At 71.7% G+C, this 15819-nt stretch carries 14 protein-coding genes and 1 pseudogene; 9 read left to right on the plus strand and 6 right to left on the minus strand.

All coding sequences use genetic code 11. The features are described 5' to 3' along the window. The first annotated feature begins 166 nt into the window (after positions 1–166). Entirely contained in the window at positions 167–2026 is a 1860-nt protein-coding gene (locus ACWIHT_RS17830; protein WP_456169054.1) for an FUSC family protein, read from the plus strand. Between the two features lie 18 nt (positions 2027–2044). Here the strand turns inward: ACWIHT_RS17830 and ACWIHT_RS17835 are convergent, their stop codons facing one another. Beyond that, the gene (locus ACWIHT_RS17835) at positions 2045–2995 is read right to left on the minus strand and encodes an endonuclease/exonuclease/phosphatase family protein (protein ID WP_456169055.1); all 951 of its coding nucleotides are present in this window, start codon (positions 2993–2995) and stop codon (positions 2045–2047) included. A gap of 127 nt (positions 2996–3122) precedes the next feature. Here ACWIHT_RS17835 and ACWIHT_RS17840 point away from each other — a divergent pair, with 127 nt between their 5' ends. The 4 genes from ACWIHT_RS17840 (at position 3123) to ACWIHT_RS17855 (ending at position 6960) form a co-directional block, all read left to right on the plus strand. After that, positions 3123–4475 carry an amidohydrolase gene (locus tag ACWIHT_RS17840; protein ID WP_456169056.1) on the plus strand — a complete coding sequence of 451 codons (1353 nt, stop codon included), beginning with the start codon at positions 3123–3125 and terminating at the stop codon, positions 4473–4475. A 22-nt stretch (positions 4476–4497) separates the two neighbouring features. Next, on the plus strand, positions 4498–5805 hold the full coding sequence (locus ACWIHT_RS17845) for a cytochrome P450 family protein (protein ID WP_456169057.1): 1308 nt from the start codon (positions 4498–4500) through the stop codon (positions 5803–5805). 111 nt (positions 5806–5916) lie between these two features. Next, on the plus strand, positions 5917–6606 hold the full coding sequence (locus tag ACWIHT_RS17850) for a DUF899 domain-containing protein (protein WP_456169058.1): 690 nt from the start codon (positions 5917–5919) through the stop codon (positions 6604–6606). 171 nt (positions 6607–6777) lie between these two features. Further along, the gene (locus ACWIHT_RS17855) at positions 6778–6960 is read left to right on the plus strand and encodes a hypothetical protein (protein ID WP_456169059.1); all 183 of its coding nucleotides are present in this window, start codon (positions 6778–6780) and stop codon (positions 6958–6960) included. Positions 6961–6964: 4 nt separating this feature from the next. Here ACWIHT_RS17855 and ACWIHT_RS17860 read toward each other — a convergent pair whose 3' ends face one another. The 3 genes and pseudogenes from ACWIHT_RS17860 to ACWIHT_RS17870 form a co-directional block, all read right to left on the minus strand. Beyond that, positions 6965–8908 (minus strand): ABC transporter ATP-binding protein, encoded by a 1944-nt coding sequence (locus ACWIHT_RS17860; protein WP_456169060.1) that lies wholly within the window; start codon positions 8906–8908, stop codon positions 6965–6967. Positions 8909–9104: 196 nt separating this feature from the next. Continuing rightward, positions 9105–9548: a hypothetical protein gene (locus ACWIHT_RS17865; RefSeq protein WP_456169061.1), complete on the minus strand. Its 444-nt coding sequence runs from the start codon at positions 9546–9548 to the stop codon at positions 9105–9107. Between the two features lie 371 nt (positions 9549–9919). After that, positions 9920–10405: pseudogene (locus tag ACWIHT_RS17870) on the minus strand (ATP-binding protein); the annotation flags it as partial. 365 nt (positions 10406–10770) lie between these two features. Here ACWIHT_RS17870 and ACWIHT_RS17875 point away from each other — a divergent pair. Then, a complete protein-coding gene (locus ACWIHT_RS17875) occupies positions 10771–11631 on the plus strand; it encodes a helix-turn-helix domain-containing protein (protein WP_456169062.1) in 861 nt (286 codons plus the stop codon). Beyond that, on the plus strand, positions 11632–11886 hold the full coding sequence (locus tag ACWIHT_RS17880) for a DUF397 domain-containing protein (protein ID WP_019060458.1): 255 nt from the start codon (positions 11632–11634) through the stop codon (positions 11884–11886). A gap of 61 nt (positions 11887–11947) precedes the next feature. Here the strand turns inward: ACWIHT_RS17880 and ACWIHT_RS17885 are convergent, their stop codons facing one another. Further along, on the minus strand, positions 11948–12814 hold the full coding sequence (locus tag ACWIHT_RS17885; RefSeq protein ID WP_456169276.1) for a helix-turn-helix transcriptional regulator: 867 nt from the start codon (positions 12812–12814) through the stop codon (positions 11948–11950). A gap of 200 nt (positions 12815–13014) precedes the next feature. Here ACWIHT_RS17885 and ACWIHT_RS17890 point away from each other — a divergent pair, with 200 nt between their 5' ends. Beyond that, a complete protein-coding gene (locus tag ACWIHT_RS17890) occupies positions 13015–13794 on the plus strand; it encodes an NAD(P)H-dependent oxidoreductase (protein WP_456169063.1) in 780 nt (259 codons plus the stop codon). Positions 13795–13812: 18 nt separating this feature from the next. Here ACWIHT_RS17890 and pdxR read toward each other — a convergent pair whose 3' ends face one another. Further along, entirely contained in the window at positions 13813–15282 is a 1470-nt protein-coding gene (gene pdxR, locus ACWIHT_RS17895) for a MocR-like pyridoxine biosynthesis transcription factor PdxR (protein ID WP_456169064.1), read from the minus strand. A gap of 46 nt (positions 15283–15328) precedes the next feature. Between pdxR and ACWIHT_RS17900 the strand changes: the two genes are divergently transcribed. Beyond that, positions 15329–15814: a carboxymuconolactone decarboxylase family protein gene (locus ACWIHT_RS17900; protein WP_456169065.1), complete on the plus strand. Its 486-nt coding sequence runs from the start codon at positions 15329–15331 to the stop codon at positions 15812–15814. Positions 15815–15819: the final 5 nt, after the last annotated feature.

The raw sequence follows: 15819 nt of genomic DNA on the forward strand, positions 1-15819 counted from the left end.
GTTGCGTTCATAAAGAAAGCACCCCCACCCCCAACCTTCACGCCCCCGAAATACGCCCCGCCCGTTCCGCACCCCCGCCCCAACTACCGTGGACACCACAGCCTCAGTTCCGCCCCGGCCACCGTCGCCCGAAGGCACACCCCGCCCTCGTCAAGACAGGAGCCCTGTGTCCCGTCGTACCGTCGCACTGTCCCTTCCGCCCTGGCTCGCCCACGCCCTGCGCGCCCAGCGCGGGCCGGTTCCCTGGAGTGCGGTCACGCGAGGGGCGTTGTCCGCCGGGCCGCTGCTCCTCGTCGCCGTGCTCGTCGACAGGACGTCCCTCGGCGTGCTGGCCGCGCTGGGGGCCATGCTCGCCGGGATCAACGACCGGCCCGGCAGTCGGCGGGCCTCCGTCAAGCGGCTCGGTGGGCCCGCCCTCGCAGGTGCTTCGGGGCTGCTCGTCGGGACGTACGCCGGGGAGCACGTCGGAGCCGTCGTGCTCACGCTGCTCCTCACCGGGATCGGGCTGGTCGCCGGTGGGTTCAGCGCCGTCGGACCCGTCGCGTCCGGCGCCGGTACGCAACTGCTCGTCGCCTCCGCCATCGGGGCCGGGATGCCCCTGCCCGAACCGGGCTGGCAGCGGGCCCTCGCGTTTCTCGCCGGGGCCGCCTGGCTCGTCGGGCTGCGGCTCGCGCTGCCCACGCCCGGCGCCATCGCCGGTGACTACCGCTTCGACGGCGAGCGGGACGCCGTAGCCGCCGTCTACGACGCGATCGCCGCGCTGCTCGACGCCACGGGTGGGCCGGAGGCGACGGCCCGGCGCGCCGCGCTCACCGCCGCTCTCGATCACGCGCAGGACGCCCTCGCCGGGCCCAGGCTGCGGCGGTACGCCAGTTCCGCGGCCGAGCGGCGGCTGCACGGGCAGTACGCCGCCGCACTGCCGCTCGCCGAGGCCGCGACCGCGCTCGCGTGGGGTGGGGAGGCCGTGTCCGCCCGGGCGGGGGAGGGGCCCCGACGGCTCGCCGCCGCCGTGCGCGGCAACGCGCACACCGGGCCGCTGCCGGCCCCGAACCGGTCCGCGCCCGCGCTGCGCGCCCTCGACGACGCCCTGCTGCACGCCGCCGACGCCTTCGACCAGGCCGAGGGGAGCGATCTACACACCCGCCCCAGGACCGCAACTGATCTGTTCCGTACGGCATTTGGGGCTGGAGGGCGTGAGTACGGGTTCCGGGTCGCCCTCTGCTTCGGGGCCAGTGTCGCCGTCGCGCAGGCGCTGCACCAGGCCCGTTGGTACGGGCTGCACGAGCACTGGTACTGGCTGCCCGCCACCGCCGTCTTCCTCGTCAAGCCCGACCTCGGACCGCTCGCCTCCCGGGTGCTGTGCCGGGCGGCGGGGACCGTGCTGGGGGCGGTCCTCTTCGCCGGGTTCGCCGCCGTGCTGCCCCGGCCCGAGGGGCTGATCGCGCTCGTGGCGCTCAGCGGGGCGCTCATTCCCGTCGCCACCCGGCACTTCGCCGCGCAGACCGCCGTCGTCACCGTCCTCGTGCTCTCGCTCGTGATGGTCGGCGGCGAACCGCAGGCCTCCGCCGGACGGATCAGCGAGACGCTGATGGCCTGCGCGATCGTCCTGATCGTCGGACATCTACCGATGCCGGGGAAGAGCGGTGGGGGAGTGCGGGCGCGGCTCGCGGCCGCCGGCGACGCCGCGCGCGCCTATCTCGTGCACGTGCTGAACGAGTCCGGCGACCGCGCCGAGCGCTGGACGCTGCGCCGCGAGGCCTACCGCACGCTCGCCGAGGCCCGTGGCGCCATCGCCGTCTCGGCCGCCGAACTCCCCGCCCTCGCCCGGCACACGGAGGGCACCGACGAGGTCGCCGCCGTCCTCGAACGGCTCGTCGACACCACCACCGCCTGCGCCGTCCACCTCGACGACACGGGACGGCTCACCCGTCGGCACATCGAGCAACTCACCGAACTGCTGGAGGAGTTCGAGCGGGGGCGGGGACGGGTCGGGCTGCGTGCCATCGAACTCCCGGTCGCCGTATAGCCACTTGGACCGTCCTGGCTACTCCACCCGCACCCACACCGGCGCGTGGTCCGACCCCGGTGCCTCGCGCCGCGCCGCCGGATCCGGTCCCACGGACGGCAGTTGGGGCGCCTCCGCACCGGGCAGTCCGGTCCCCGCCGCCGTCACCCGGTGCACCAGATGATGGCTGGCCAGGATGTGGTCGATCAGTTCACGGCGCCCGGAGTTGATGCGGGAGTAGCGCTGGTCGGCGGGGATGAGCGGGGCCACGTCCCACAGCCGGACCGCGTCGCCCTGGTCCGGGCGGTCGTATCCGGGAGTGCCGATCTCCGAGCCGGGCGGGCCGAGCAGGATCTGTGTGGTGGCCGCCTGCACCTCGTCGTTCATGTCGCCGAGCACGGCCACGTCCCGGGTACGGCCGTCACCGGCCAGCAGTTCGTCGGCCAGCGCCCGCAGGGTCGCCGCCTCGGCGGCCCGCCGGTAGAGGGCGTAGGCGCCGTAGCGGGCCCGTTCGCCTTCGTCGCGGGGGAAGAATCTGTCCCCCGGGTACGTCAGCAGCTTGGACTTCAGATGGGCGACCGCCACCGTCAACGGCCCGGTCGCCGTCGTGACCTCCACCGCCAGCAGGCCGCGCCCCGTGGCCGACTCCTCGGCGCCCGAGTCGTCGGACTGCACCGGGCGCAGCTGAGCGGGGAACGCGTTCGTGTCGGCGACGACCCGGGGTTCCGTACGGCTGAGGAAGCCGACCCGGATGCCCCGGACGTCCGGATGCGCGGACAGGGCGATGTGCCACTCGCCGCCCAGCATCCCCGCCAGGTCCTGGAGCGCCTCGGGCTCCCCGACCTCCTGCACGCCCAGCAGGGTCGGGTCCAGTTCCGTGATCACGGCGGCGAGGGAGGCGAGCTTCGCCTCGTAGGCGGCCTTGTCCTTGGGGCCGAACGGGCCGCCGGGGCGGTACAGGTTCTCCAGATTCCAGGTGCCGAGGAGCATGCCGGGCTCCTTCCAGAAGCCTTGGTGATGGGGCAAGCGTGCTGGTCCGGGGCGGCTCGCGACAGCGCCACGCCGGGATGCGCGGTTCGGCTCACACGGGGCGAGGACGGCGTCGTACGTTGGGAGAGTGAGTCACTCTCCCGCAGATCTGCTGATCACCGGCTGCGCCGTCCTCGTGCACGACGACAAGGAGCGGATCGGCTTCGAGTCGGACGCGGCGATCGTCGTACGGGACGGGCTCGTCGCGTCGGTGACGAGCGCGGCGGACGCGGCCGGCCTCGCCGCCCTCGAACGTCTCGACGCGCGCGGGCAGGTCGCCCTGCCGGGGCTGATCAACTGCCACACCCACGCGCCGATGGTCGCACTGCGCGGGCTCGCCGAGGACCTGCCCACCGAGGAGTGGTTCAACGACGTGGTCTGGCCTGTCGAGTCCAACCTCACTGAAAAAGATGTCGAGTTGGGGGCGCGGCTCGCCTGCGCCGAGATGATCCGGGCCGGGGTCACCTGCTTCGCCGATCACTACTTCTCGATGGACACGGTGGCCGCCGTGGTCACCGATTGTGGGATCCGCGCCCACCTCGGCGAGGCCTACTTCTCCTCCCAGGGACCTCAAGGCCGGGAGAAATCAGTGGAGTTCGCGCTACGGCACCGGGGCGCCGCCGACGGCCGCGTCACCACCGCCCTCGCCCCGCACGCCCCCTACACGGTGACCGACGCCGACCTCGCCGCCACCGCCCAACTCGCCCTGGAACACGGCCTCCCCGTCCACCTCCACGCGGCCGAGAACCGCGACCAGACCGACGCCAGCCTCGCCCGCCACGGCCTCACCCCGATCGAAGTCCTCGACCGCACCGGCCTGTTGACCACCGACCTGCTCATCGCCCACGGCACCGGCATCATCGAGCGCGACCTGCCCGTCCTGGAGCGCGCGAGCGGCCGTGTCGCGGTCGCCACCGCACCCCGCGGCTACCTCAAGTTCGGCTGGCCCAGCACCACTCCGATCCGCGCCCTGCGCGCCATCGGCATCCCGGTCGGACTCGCCACGGACGGCGCCGCCTCCAACAACTCCCTCGACGTGTGGGAGTCGATGGCCCTCACGTCCCTCGTCCAGAAGTCGACCGAGGGCGACCCACGCTGGCTGACGTCCCGTCAGGCGCTGCACCACGCCACCCTCCAGAGTGCCCGGGCGGTCGGACTCGGCGACTCGATCGGGTCCCTCGCGCCGGGACGGCGGGCCGACATCATCCTCGTCGACCTCACCGGGCCGCACACCCAGCCCGTCCACGACCTCGCCGCCACCCTCGTGCACAGCGCCCGTTCCGCCGACGTCCGCACCACGATCGTCGACGGCCGCGTCCTGATGCGCGACCGCGAGTTGCTCACCCTCGATATACCCGCTGTCGTAGGGGAGTTGGGGGAGCGGCTGCCCGCACTCGTCGACCGGAGTCACGGTCGGCGCATTCAGGAATACGACACCTGAGCCGCGCCTCTACGCTAGGTTCATGGATCTCGCGGACGGCCTTCTCGACCACCCGTACGACGTGTACCAGCGCCTGCGCGACAGCGCCCCCGTGCACCGCATCGCCGGCCCCGACGGCACCCCCGCCTGGCTCGTCACCCGGTACGAGGACGTCCGGGCGGCGCTGGCCGATCCGCGGCTCTCGCTCGACAAGAGGCATGCCACGGCCGGGACTTACAAGGGGTTCGCGCTGCCGCCCGCGCTCGACGCGAACCTCCTCAACATGGACCCGCCGGACCACACCCGCATCCGCCGCCTGGTCGGCCGTGCTTTCACCCCTCTTTCTTCCGCGGCTCGCCTCCGGGGCGCTCCAGCCGATGTCGAGAGCACGACCGTGCTCAGCCCTTCGGGCCTCCGCGCGCCCGCACTCTCGACATCGGCGCGCCCCTCCGGCTCACTCGCGGTGCGCCGAACGGAGCAGCTCCGTACGCCGATTCGGCGCACCGCCGACCAACTCCTCGACGCACTGGGCGAGAACGGCGACGCCGACCTCATCGCCTCCTACGCCGCGCCCCTCCCCATCACCGTCATCTGCGACCTGCTCGGCGTGCCCGACCGGCACCGGCGGGACTTCCGGGTGTGGACCGACACCCTGGTCGCGCCCGCCCCCGGCACACCGCCCGAGGCGGGCAAGCACGCGGTCGTCGCGATGCTCGGCTTCTTCACCCAACTCCTCGCCGACAAACGGGAAGAGCCCGGCGACGACCTGCTCTCCGACCTGATCGCCGTACGAGACGAGGGCGACCGGCTGAGCGAGGACGAGTTGATGTCGCTGGCCTTCCTCATCCTCTTCGCCGGGTACGAGAACACCGTCCAGCTCATCGGCAACGCGGTGCTCGCGCTGCTGCAACACCCGGAGCAGCTGGCCGCGTTGCGCAAGGATCCCGGTCAACTCCCCGCCGCCGTAGAGGAGTTCCTGCGCTACGAAGGTCCCGCGCTGCTCGCCATCCGGCGTTTCCCCGTCGAGGACGTCACCATCGGCGGGGTCACCATTCCCGCCGGTGAGACGGTCTGGGTGTCCCCGTCCGCCGCGAACCGCGACCCCGACCGGTTCCCCGACCCGGAGCGGCTCGACCTCGGCCGCGACACCACCGGGCATCTCGCGCTCGGTCACGGCATCCACTACTGCCTGGGCGCGCCGCTGGCCCGCGCCGAGACCGAGATCGCCCTCGCCGCCCTCCTGGAGCGCTTCCCCCGGCTGGAGTTGGGGGAGGGCGAGGTGCGGTGGCGGCCCTCGCTGCGCGCGAGGGGGCTGCTCACGCTCCCGGTGTCGTACGGGACGAGTCTTTAGAAGTCCCCGAAAGAAGTTTCCGACGAATCTCCGGAAGTTTCTCGCGGCAGCGATGAGTTCCCGTCCTCGCTCCGGTCCACCCCTCAACGGACCGTTGTCACAGGAGGGCCCATGTCGCTTCCGGAGATCGTCTCGCGTGCGCAGTGGCGCGCGGCGCGCGAGGAACTGCTGGTCAAGGAGAAGGCAGCCACGCGCGCGCGGGACGCGCTCAACGCCGAGCGGCGCGGGCTGCCCATGGTGGAGATCGAGAAGGAGTACCTCTTCGAGGGCGGCGACGGGAAGGCCACCCTGCTCGACCTCTTCGACGGGCGCGGTCAACTCGTCGTCTACCACTTCATGTTCGCGCCCGAGTGGGACGCGGGCTGCCGCAGCTGCTCGGCGTTCCTCGACCAGATCGGACATCTCGCCCATCTGCGGGCGCGCGGTACGACGTTCGCGGCCGTGTCGAGGGCGCCGTACACGAAGATCCTGCCGTTCAAGGCGCGGATGGGGTGGACGGTGCCCTGGTACTCGTCCTTCGGCGGGGAGTTCAACTGGGACTTCGACGTGACGCTCGTCGGGGACGGGGAGCCCGTCGAGCGGCCCGGGGTCAGCTGCTTCCTGCGGGACCACGACCGGGTGTTCCACACCTACTCCACCTATGAGCGCGGGCTCGACGGGCTCGGCTCGACCACGTCCTTCCTGGACCTGACCGCGCTGGGGCGGCAGGAGGCGTGGGAGGAGCCGAAGGGGCGCGCGTCGGTGCTGGGGGCGCCCGCCGGCAGCGCACGCGTTCTCTATCACGACGAGTACGAGGACTGAGACGACTGACAAGTACGAAACCTGTTACGGGAACCTGTGTTCAAGATGTGTGGCCAGGTGTCGACTATGTCTCAGTACCGTCACTTCGCGAGCCGTTCACCGTACTGTCGGCGTTTAACTCTACGAGGCTTCACGAAGCTCTCCGAGTTCAGCACGACAGGGAGGTACAGGGTGAACGGGCGAACGGTGCTTCAGCGTTTTCCCGCCGGCGGGCCGCGTGGGTCGTGGCCGGCGGAGGAGTTCGCGCAGGCACGCCGGGTGGAAGGGCTGCCCGCCGAGGTCGTCATGGACATCGCGACCGACATGTTCCTGGTGATCGTGCGCAGCGCCGACACCGTGGACGTGGCCGCCTGACCCGTCAGCCCGCCTTCGGGGCGGGCACCTTCGTCGTGAACTGGTCCGCCTGGAGCGCGTACAGCTCCGCGTAGACACCGCCGCTGAGCAGGAGTTCGTCGGGCGTCCCGGACTCCACCAGCCGCCCCTGGTCGAGGACGTGCACCAGGTCCGCGTGGCGTACGGACGCCAGCCGGTGGGTGATCAGGACGACCGTCTGGCCGGTCCCGGCCAGCGCGCGGATCTTCTCGAAGACCTCCAGCTCGGCGCGGGCGTCGAGGGCCGCGGTCGGCTCGTCCACGATCAGGATGCGGCCCTTGCGGTAGGCGGCCCGGGCGATGCCGAGCCGCTGCCACTGGCCGCCCGACAACTCGTGCCCGCCGCTGAAGTTGCGGGCCAGCAGGGTGTCCAGGCCGCGCGGCAGATCCGCGACCACGTCCTCGGCACCGGCCTCGGCGAGCGCGCCCGCCAGCCGCTCCTCGGTCAGCGGAGCGGACGACCGCCCGACGGCCACGTTGACGCGGGCCGTGAACGGCCACCGCTTGAAGTTCTGCGCCACCATCGCGATGCGGTCGGCCAGTTGGTGCCGGTCGGCCGTCGCCGCGTCGACGCCGTCCCACAGGATCCGGCCCCGGTCCGGCCGGTACAGCCCGGCCAGCAGCTTGACCAGGGTCGTCTTGCCGGAGCCGTTCTCGCCGACCAGCGCGATGATCCGGCCGAGCGGCAGCCTGAGCGTGACATCGTCGAGCGCGGGGTGCGTGGACTCGCCCGGGTAACTGAACGTGACGTTCTCGAAGCGGATCTCCCGCGGCTCCTCGGGCAGCGCAGCCCCGCCGACCGGAATCGCCCGCTCCGCCGCCTCCTTGTACAGCTTCTCCAGGTCACCCACGAACAGGGCCTCCTCGTGCAGCTGGTTCACCGCGAGGACCAGCGTGTCGAGGCTCCCGGAACCGGTGCGGATCGCGATCACCGCCGTACCCGCCACCGACAGCGCCATCGCACCGGACAGCAGCAGCCCGCCCAGCGTCGCGTACGTCGCCGCCGTCGCCAGGCCAGTCCAGGTCGCCGCGATCAGCCCGGTACGGGCCGCCAGCCGGGCCAGCCGGGCCTGCTCCGCCTCCGCGCTCTCCGACATCGCGTGGAAATGGCGCAGCAGGAACGGGCCGACCCCGTGGACGCGGATCTCCGGCGCCGCCTCCGGTTCGGTGAGCAGACCGCTGATGAGATGGCCGGCGCGGGCGTGCTGCACCCAGATGTGGAACGACTCGTAGCGGCGGCGCGCGTTCGTCAGGGCGCCCCACGCGCTCGGCAGCGTCATCGTCACCAGCAGCGGGAGCAGCGCCGGGTGCAGCACGGTCAGCACACCGGCCGCCGCGATCAGTGAGATCACCGCGTTCATCACCCGCGTCGCCAGCGAGATCATGCGGCGGGCCGACGAGGCGCCGTACTGCGCGGTGTCCAGCAGCTTGTGGAACGCGTGGTCCTCGATCGCGGCCAGCTCCACGGCCGCCGCCCGCTCCAGATACAGCTCGGTGGCGACCCGCTCCACCTTCGGCTCCAGCCGCCCGGTCGCATACGTCGACGCGGCCCGCAGCAGCGCGCCCACTAGCAGTACGGCGGCCATCGTGACCAGCGCGGGCACAGCGCCGCGCAGCCGGTCGGCGATCGTGCCGCCGGTGATCAGCCGCCCCAGCACGCTGTTGACCGCGAGCAGACTCACCGCCTGCGTGACACCCCGGCCCGCCTCGGCGGCCAGCACGATCCGCGCGGCCCGCCGATCGGCCTGCCGGGCCAGCCGGAAACTCGACCCCAGCATCGCCGGCAACCGCGTCACCATGGCCCGGAAACTCAGCTCCAGGAACGCGTCCCTGTGCTGGTTCCACCCCATGTCGTACCGCAAGGGCCCACCGAAGAGCAGCTGCTCCGAAGCGGACGGCCCCACCTGTCCCGAGTCACCCTTGCTTCCCACCGTCGACCTCCCCCGATAGCGGACGAACGGCCACTATCGCGGGGTGGGGCGGTGTGGGGGAGAGCGCGAGGGAAGGGGGCGCAGACGCGCGGGCGTACGCCGGGGGGCGCGGCGCTGTGTCGATATGCGGCTCCGCCGCGTGGGCGCGACCAGCCCCCACCGGCCCGCAGACAAAAACAGCCCACCCCGCAGAGCGCTACGCGCTGATAGGCCGTGACCAGGAAGGCGTAGCCCCCGTAACCCGGCACACAGCCAGATACAACGGAATCGGCGGCGTATACGGCAGCTTCCCGTCCGGCCGATGAATGAGCCCGGGCGCCCGCGGCGCGTCCGGCACCAGCGCCCCGGCGGTGTACCGCGCGGGTGCCGGCCAGTCCAGGGCGTAGTCGGAGTCGGACGGCACGATCCACCACCAGTGCGTCGCGTCGGCGTAGACACAGCCGACGCGCGGCAGGCGGGGCAGGACCAGCGGTCCGAAACGTGCGGGTACCGCCACCGCGTCGCAGCCGAGCGGAGCCGTCATGCCCTCGGGGACGGGCAGTCGCCGGGGCGTGCCCGGTCCGTGCAGCGCGCGCCCCAGCCGGACCAGCGTGTCGAGACTGAGTACCTGGCCGGGACCGGAAACGCCGCTCAGACCCATTCGACCCCCGACCCGAAGTCACCGAACCCGCTGGAACCGCTCGGCGCACCCGGATTCACGAGCCCACCGGAATCCCCGGTGTCCGCCGTGTCCGCGGAGTCCGGGAGGTCGCCGGCGTCCAGGTGGCCCAGGCCTCTGGAGGATCCTGTTTCCTCCAGGCCCGGCTCCCCGAAGTGTCCGGCGACCTCCCGGCTCCGGTGTACGGAGCCGGTCCCCTTGCCGGGACCCACCCCGTTCTCGTGTTCCCGGCCCCCGAAGCCGCCGAGATCCAGGCCTCCGAACTCGCCGGCACCCCCATGCCCGCGGGAGGCATCCCCATGCCCCCGTGTCGGATATACGCCCAGATTCTCGAAGGCCCCGAAGTGTGCCGTCGCCTCGTCCTCGTCGCCCGTACCGCCCGACGGCACCGGTTTGGGTCGTGCGCCCCATCCCAGGTCGTTGCGCGGTACGGAGCTGTCGTGGCCGGGGGCCGGGTGGTGGCCGTGGGTCGGGTCGGCCTGCCGGGGCAGGTCGGCCCAGACGAGCAGGCCGGGGCCGTGTTCCTGTGCGCCCCAGGCCCGGCACAGCGCGTCGATGAGAAGCAATCCCCTCCCGTGCTCCTCATCGGGCCGCTGCGGGGACGGATACGCCTCGCCAGGAACGCAGCCCTCGTCACGGACGGCTATCCGCACCAGGTCGTCGCCGTCGTGCAGCTCGCAGACTATGTGGCTGCTCGCGGTGTGCACGATGGCGTTGGTGACCAGCTCGGAGACGACCAGAACCGCCGTGTCGCAGGTGTCCTCGCACACGGACCAGCCGGACAGCCGGGCCCGCGTCAGGCGTCTCGCCTGGGCGGGGGAACCCGGATGGGCGGCCAGCTCGAACCGGAACCGGCGCTCGGCAGCGGCCCCACCTGGGGCGGCTCCCGTGGCGGCACCGAGGCCGAGGCGGCCTGCGGTGGCGTCTGTTCCTAAGGGCGCGGACGGAATCACGCTTGCCACTATCGCCCCGCCGTGAACACTTGGCAAGTGTCACAATGAAAAATGCAGAGTGCCGTATGACGCTCTGCACGGTCGTGGCACACTGCTCGCAACAGAACGTCGCGCGGCGCCAGTTGGAATCTCCGGAGATCACTCCCGATCTTCGAACGAGTCTTCGAATGGCGCCGCAGGGCTGTCAGGATTCGACCGCCGGGCTCATTCGCCGTACGGGACTCAACGGGACTCATAGGGGGAGGTGGAGCGTGAGCGAGCCGCGGTCCGCACCGACGGTCGGCCAGGTCGTCCTCGGCCGGCGACTGCTGGACCTGCGGGAACGTGCCGGGCTCAAGCGCGAGCAGGCCGCCAAGGTCCTGCGCGTCGCGCCCGCCACGGTCCGCCGTATGGAGATGGCCGAGGTCTCCCTCAAGATCCCGTACCTCCAGCTCCTCCTGAAGTCCTACGGGGTCTCCGAGGAGGAGGCCGAAGCCTTCGTCCGGCTGGCCGAGGAGGCCAACAGGCCCGGCTGGTGGCAGCGCTTCCATGACATCCTGCCCGGCTGGTTCTCGATGTACGTCAGCCTGGAGGGTGCCGCCGCGCTCATCCGGTCGTACGAACCGCACTTCGTGCCCGGGCTGCTACAGACCGAGGAGTACGCGCGCGGGGTGCTGCTGTCGGGTGCCATCGGCCAGACCGAGCCCGACGAGATCGAGCGCCATGTCGCGCTGCGCATGCAGCGCCAGGACCTGCTGACCCGTACCGACGCGCCCCGCTTCTGGGCCGTCATGGACGAGACCGCCCTGCGCCGCCCGGTCGGCGGCCCGGAGGTGATGCGTGCCCAGATCGACAAACTGCTCGACGCCACGAAGCTGCCCAACGTGACCCTTCAGGTCGCCCCGTTCTCCTCGGGGCCGCACCCGGGCACGTACGGGCCCTTCGTGCTGTTCCGATTTGCCATGCCGGAACTGCCGGACATGGTCTACAGCGAGTACCTGACCGGCGCCGTCTATCTGGACGCGCGCGAAGAGGTGGCGACCCACCTTGAGGTCATGGACCGCATGGCGGCGCAGGCCGCTACGGCACATCGCACGAAGGAGATCCTCAAGGATCTCCGCAAGGAGCTGTGAATGGATCGCATCAAGCCGCGTATGAGCGTCTACAACGGTATGCCCGCGCGGGACTTGGGGAGCGAAGGCTGGCACAAGCCGTGGAGCGGCGGCAACGGCGGCAACTGCCTGGAGGCGATGAAGCTCGCCGACGGCCGGATCGCCGTCCGTCAGTCGACCGACCCGGACGGGCCGGCCCTGATCTACACGACCGACGAGATGACGGCCTTCATCGAGGGGGCGAAAGCCGGCGAGGCGGACTTCCTGCTCTCATGACCCGGCCTGTGACCCAGCTGTGCTGAATGCTTTTTCCTTAACGAACCTGCTCATTTTGCTATCAGTCACCATTGGTTCTGATCGAATCCGTTGATTCCGATGGGATGGGATGCGCCCCATCGCTGTCCGCGCCCAGGCTCCCGAGCAGGCGCAGCCCGTCCTCGGCGGGGCTGCCGGGAGCCGCGGACAGCACCAGCAGTTCCATGCCCGACCCGTCCGGCAGCGCGAAGTTCTCCTGGTGCAGTTCCAGTAGTCCCACCAGCGGGTGCCGGTACACCTTGCGCCCATGGGTGCGGGCGCGCACGTCCGCACGGGCCCAGAGGCGGCGGAAACGCTCGCTGCCCATCGCCAACTCGCCGATGAGCGAAGCCAGTCGGGGGTCCTCGGGGTATTTGCCGGCGGCCAGACGCAGATGCCCGACCACGTCGAGGGTGCACTGCTCCCACTCCGCGTAGAGACCGCGCTCGGCCTCCTCAAGGAAGATGTGCCGTGCGGTGTTCAGGCCCGGCGGCGGCCGGTCGAAGAGAAGCCCGGCGAGACGGTTCCCGGCGAGCACGTCCAGGCGGTGGTCCATGATCAGCGCGGGTGCGCCGGCGACCAGGTCGAGGACGCGCAACAGCTCCGGCCTGACCCGTCCGCCCGGTGTCCTCGCGCGCCGTCGGCGCTGCCGGGCGAGCCGGTGGAGGTGCCCGCGCTCGGTCTCGTCCAGGCCGAGCACGCGGGCGAGCGCGTCGAGGATCTGCCCGGAGGGCTGGGTCGCGCGGCCCTGCTCCAGGCGTACGTAGTAGTCCACGCTGACCCCGGACAGGTGCGCGACCTCTTCACGGCGCAGCCCCTCGACCCGGCGACGGCTGTCGGCGGGGATGCCGACGGCCGCGGGGTCGACCCGGGCCCGCCGGGTCCGCAGAAAGCCCGCGAGATCGTCCATGCCCCCACCAGCCATGCCCCCACCATCCATGCCCCCGAGTATCGCCTCGGTCAAGGCACTTGAAGGTGGTCCTGCCGATACCAGGAAGTCCCGTCCGACGGAAGAGGCGCCCCTGTCGCGACGCGACCCCGGCGGCCGAGCATCTGTGGCGACCCACCTTGCCGAAGGCCTTGTCGCAGGCATTGTCGAAGGGAACAGCCATGAAGACGCTCATCGTCCACGCCCACCCCGAGCCGCGTTCGCTGAACGGCGCGCTCAAGGACCTCGCCGTGTCCACTCTCGAAGCCGCCGGGCACGAGGTGCGGGTGAGCGACCTCTACGCGATGAACTGGAAGGCCGTGGTGGACGCGGCGGACTTCGGCGAGCACGCCACGAACCCGCTGCGGGTGGTGCCGAGTTCGGCCGGGGCGTACGACGCCGGTGCGCTCACCCCCGACGTGGCGGCCGAGCAGCAGAAGCTCCTGTGGGCCGACACCGTCGTCTTCCAGTTCCCCATGTGGTGGTACACCATGCCGGCGATCCTGAAAGGCTGGGTGGACCGGGTGTTTTCCTTCCACTTCGCCTACGGAGTCGGCGTGCACGACGAGACGCGGTACGGCGAGCGCTTCGGTGAGGGAACGCTGCGGGGGCGCCGGGCGATCCTGTCGGTGACCGTCGGGGGCCCGGAGTCCCACTACACCGATCGCGGGATCAACGGTCCGATCGAGGACCTGCTGTTCCCCATCCACCACGGGATCCTGTACTACCCGGGTGTGGAGGTGCTGCCGCCCTTCGTGCTGTACGGCACCGACAAGCTCACCGGCAGCGACTTCGAGGACGTCGCGAAGGCCTGGCAGGAGCGGCTGCTGACGCTGGAGACGACCGAGCCGATCCCGTTCCGGCGCCAGAACTTCGGTGACTACGAGATCCCGTCACTGCGGTTGAAGGAGGGCCTGGAGGCGCCCGGCCGCAAGGGGTTCGGCCTGCATGTGCGCGGTTAGCCGCAGGAGCGGGGCGCGTCACAGGCCATGGGCGGCTTCGTCGGGCGGGAGCACCTCGCACAGCGCCTCCAGCGCGGCACCGAACCCGGCCTCCGAGGGCGTCGCGTAGCCCACGACGAGACCGTCCCGAACTCCCGCCTCCGGCGCCGTAGTTGCCGCCTCCGGATGCCGGAACGCGGCCAGCCCGTCCAGCGCCACGCCCTGCCACACGGCGGCCTTCAGCGCGGAGCGCTCCGTGCCGGGCGGCAGCCGCAGCACCGCGTGCAGGCCCGCGGCGACCCCGGTGACCTCGATGTGCGGGGCCCGCGAGGCGAGCGCCGCGACCAGGCGGTCACGGCGGCTCCGGTACCGCTGCCGCATCCGCCGCACATGACGGTCGTAGGACCCCGACGTGATGAGGTCGGCGAGGCTCAGCTGGTCGAGGACGCTCGCCCAGGCCTCGCGTTCGCCCTTGGCCGCGAGCACGCCCTCGACGTACCGCTCCGGCAGCACCATCCAGCCCAGGCGCAGCGCGGGGGACAGGCTCTTGCTGACCGAGCCGAGGAGGATCACCCGCTCCGGGTCGAGGCCCTGGACGGCGCCTACGGGCTTGCGGTCGTAGCGGAACTCGCCGTCGTAGTCGTCCTCCAGGACCACCCCGCCCCGCGCGCGTGCCCAGTCGATCACGGCGGCCCTGCGCTCGGCGCGCAGCGGACCGCCGGTGGGGAACTGGTGCGCGGGCGTGAGCAGTACGGCCCGTTCCTTCGCCAACTCCTCGACGCGCGCGCCGTGTTCGTCGACCGGCAGCGGCACGGTCCGTACGCCCGCTGTTCGCAGCAGCTCGCGGTGGAAGCCGAGTCCGTACGCCTCCACGGCCAGCGGTCCGCGCAGCAACCCGCCGCCGCCCTGGCCGAACAGCAGCCGCAGGCCGTGCGCGAAGCCGGAGCAGATCACGATCCGGTCGGGCGCGGTGCGTACGCCACGCGCGCGTGCCAGGTATTCGGTGAGCGCCTCCCGCAACTCGACCCGCCCGGCCGGGTCACCGGGCCCGAACACCTCGTCGGGCGCCTGCTGGAGCGCCCGCCGGTACGACGCGAGCCAGGCCGCGCGCGGGAACGCCGACGCGTCGGGCGTGCCCTGCCGCAGGTCGTGCCGGGGAGCACGCGCGCGTGGAGGTGCCGTAACCGGGCCGTTCCTGGCGTGTCGCGTCGGCTGCGCCCGTAGGGGGCGGGTTCGGTCGGCGACCCGGGTGCCCGAGCCCTGGCGCGCGGTCAACCAGCCCTCCGCGACGAGTTCCGCGTACGCGTCCGCGACCGTGTTGCGGGCGACCCCGAGGTCCGCGGCGAGCGAGCGGTACGGCGGCAACCGGGTACCCGGGGCGAGCCGCCCACCGCGCACGGCCTCCCGCAGCGCGTCGATGAGCGCGGCCCGCCGGCCACCGCCGCCCGACAGCTCCAGATGCAGATCGGCCCCGATCCGCTCCGCCGAATTGACCCACGATTCCGCCATGGAAATGCACCCTACAGTGGGTCTTTCCAGCTCGTAGATTTGTCACATGACGACGAACACGAACGCTCCTGTCAGCGCCACGGCGACCCGCATCGACCTCGCCCGCACCGCCCCGAAGGTCTTCCGTGCCCTCATCGGCTTCGACGCCGCCGCCCGCGAGGGTCTCGACCCGGCCCTGGTCGAACTGATCCAGATCCGCGCCTCGCACCTCAACCACTGCGCGTACTGCCTCCACATGCACACGAACGACGCCCGCAAGGCCGGCGAGAGCGAGGACCGGCTGCACATGGTCGCCGTCTGGCGCGAGGCCCGGCACTTCTTCACCGAGCGCGAGCAGGCGGCCCTCGCCCTCACCGAGTCGGTGACCCTGGTGGCCGACGGCGGCGTCCCGGACGACGTCTACGCGCAGGCCGCCGCCCACTTCGACGAGCAGGAACTGGCCCACGTCCTGTCCCTGATCCTGACCATCAACACCTGGAACCGGGTGGCCCTGGCGACCGCCAAGGTGGCGGGCACGGACCAGCGACGCTGACGCGG

This window comes from Streptomyces sp. NPDC002276, assembly GCF_053891435.1.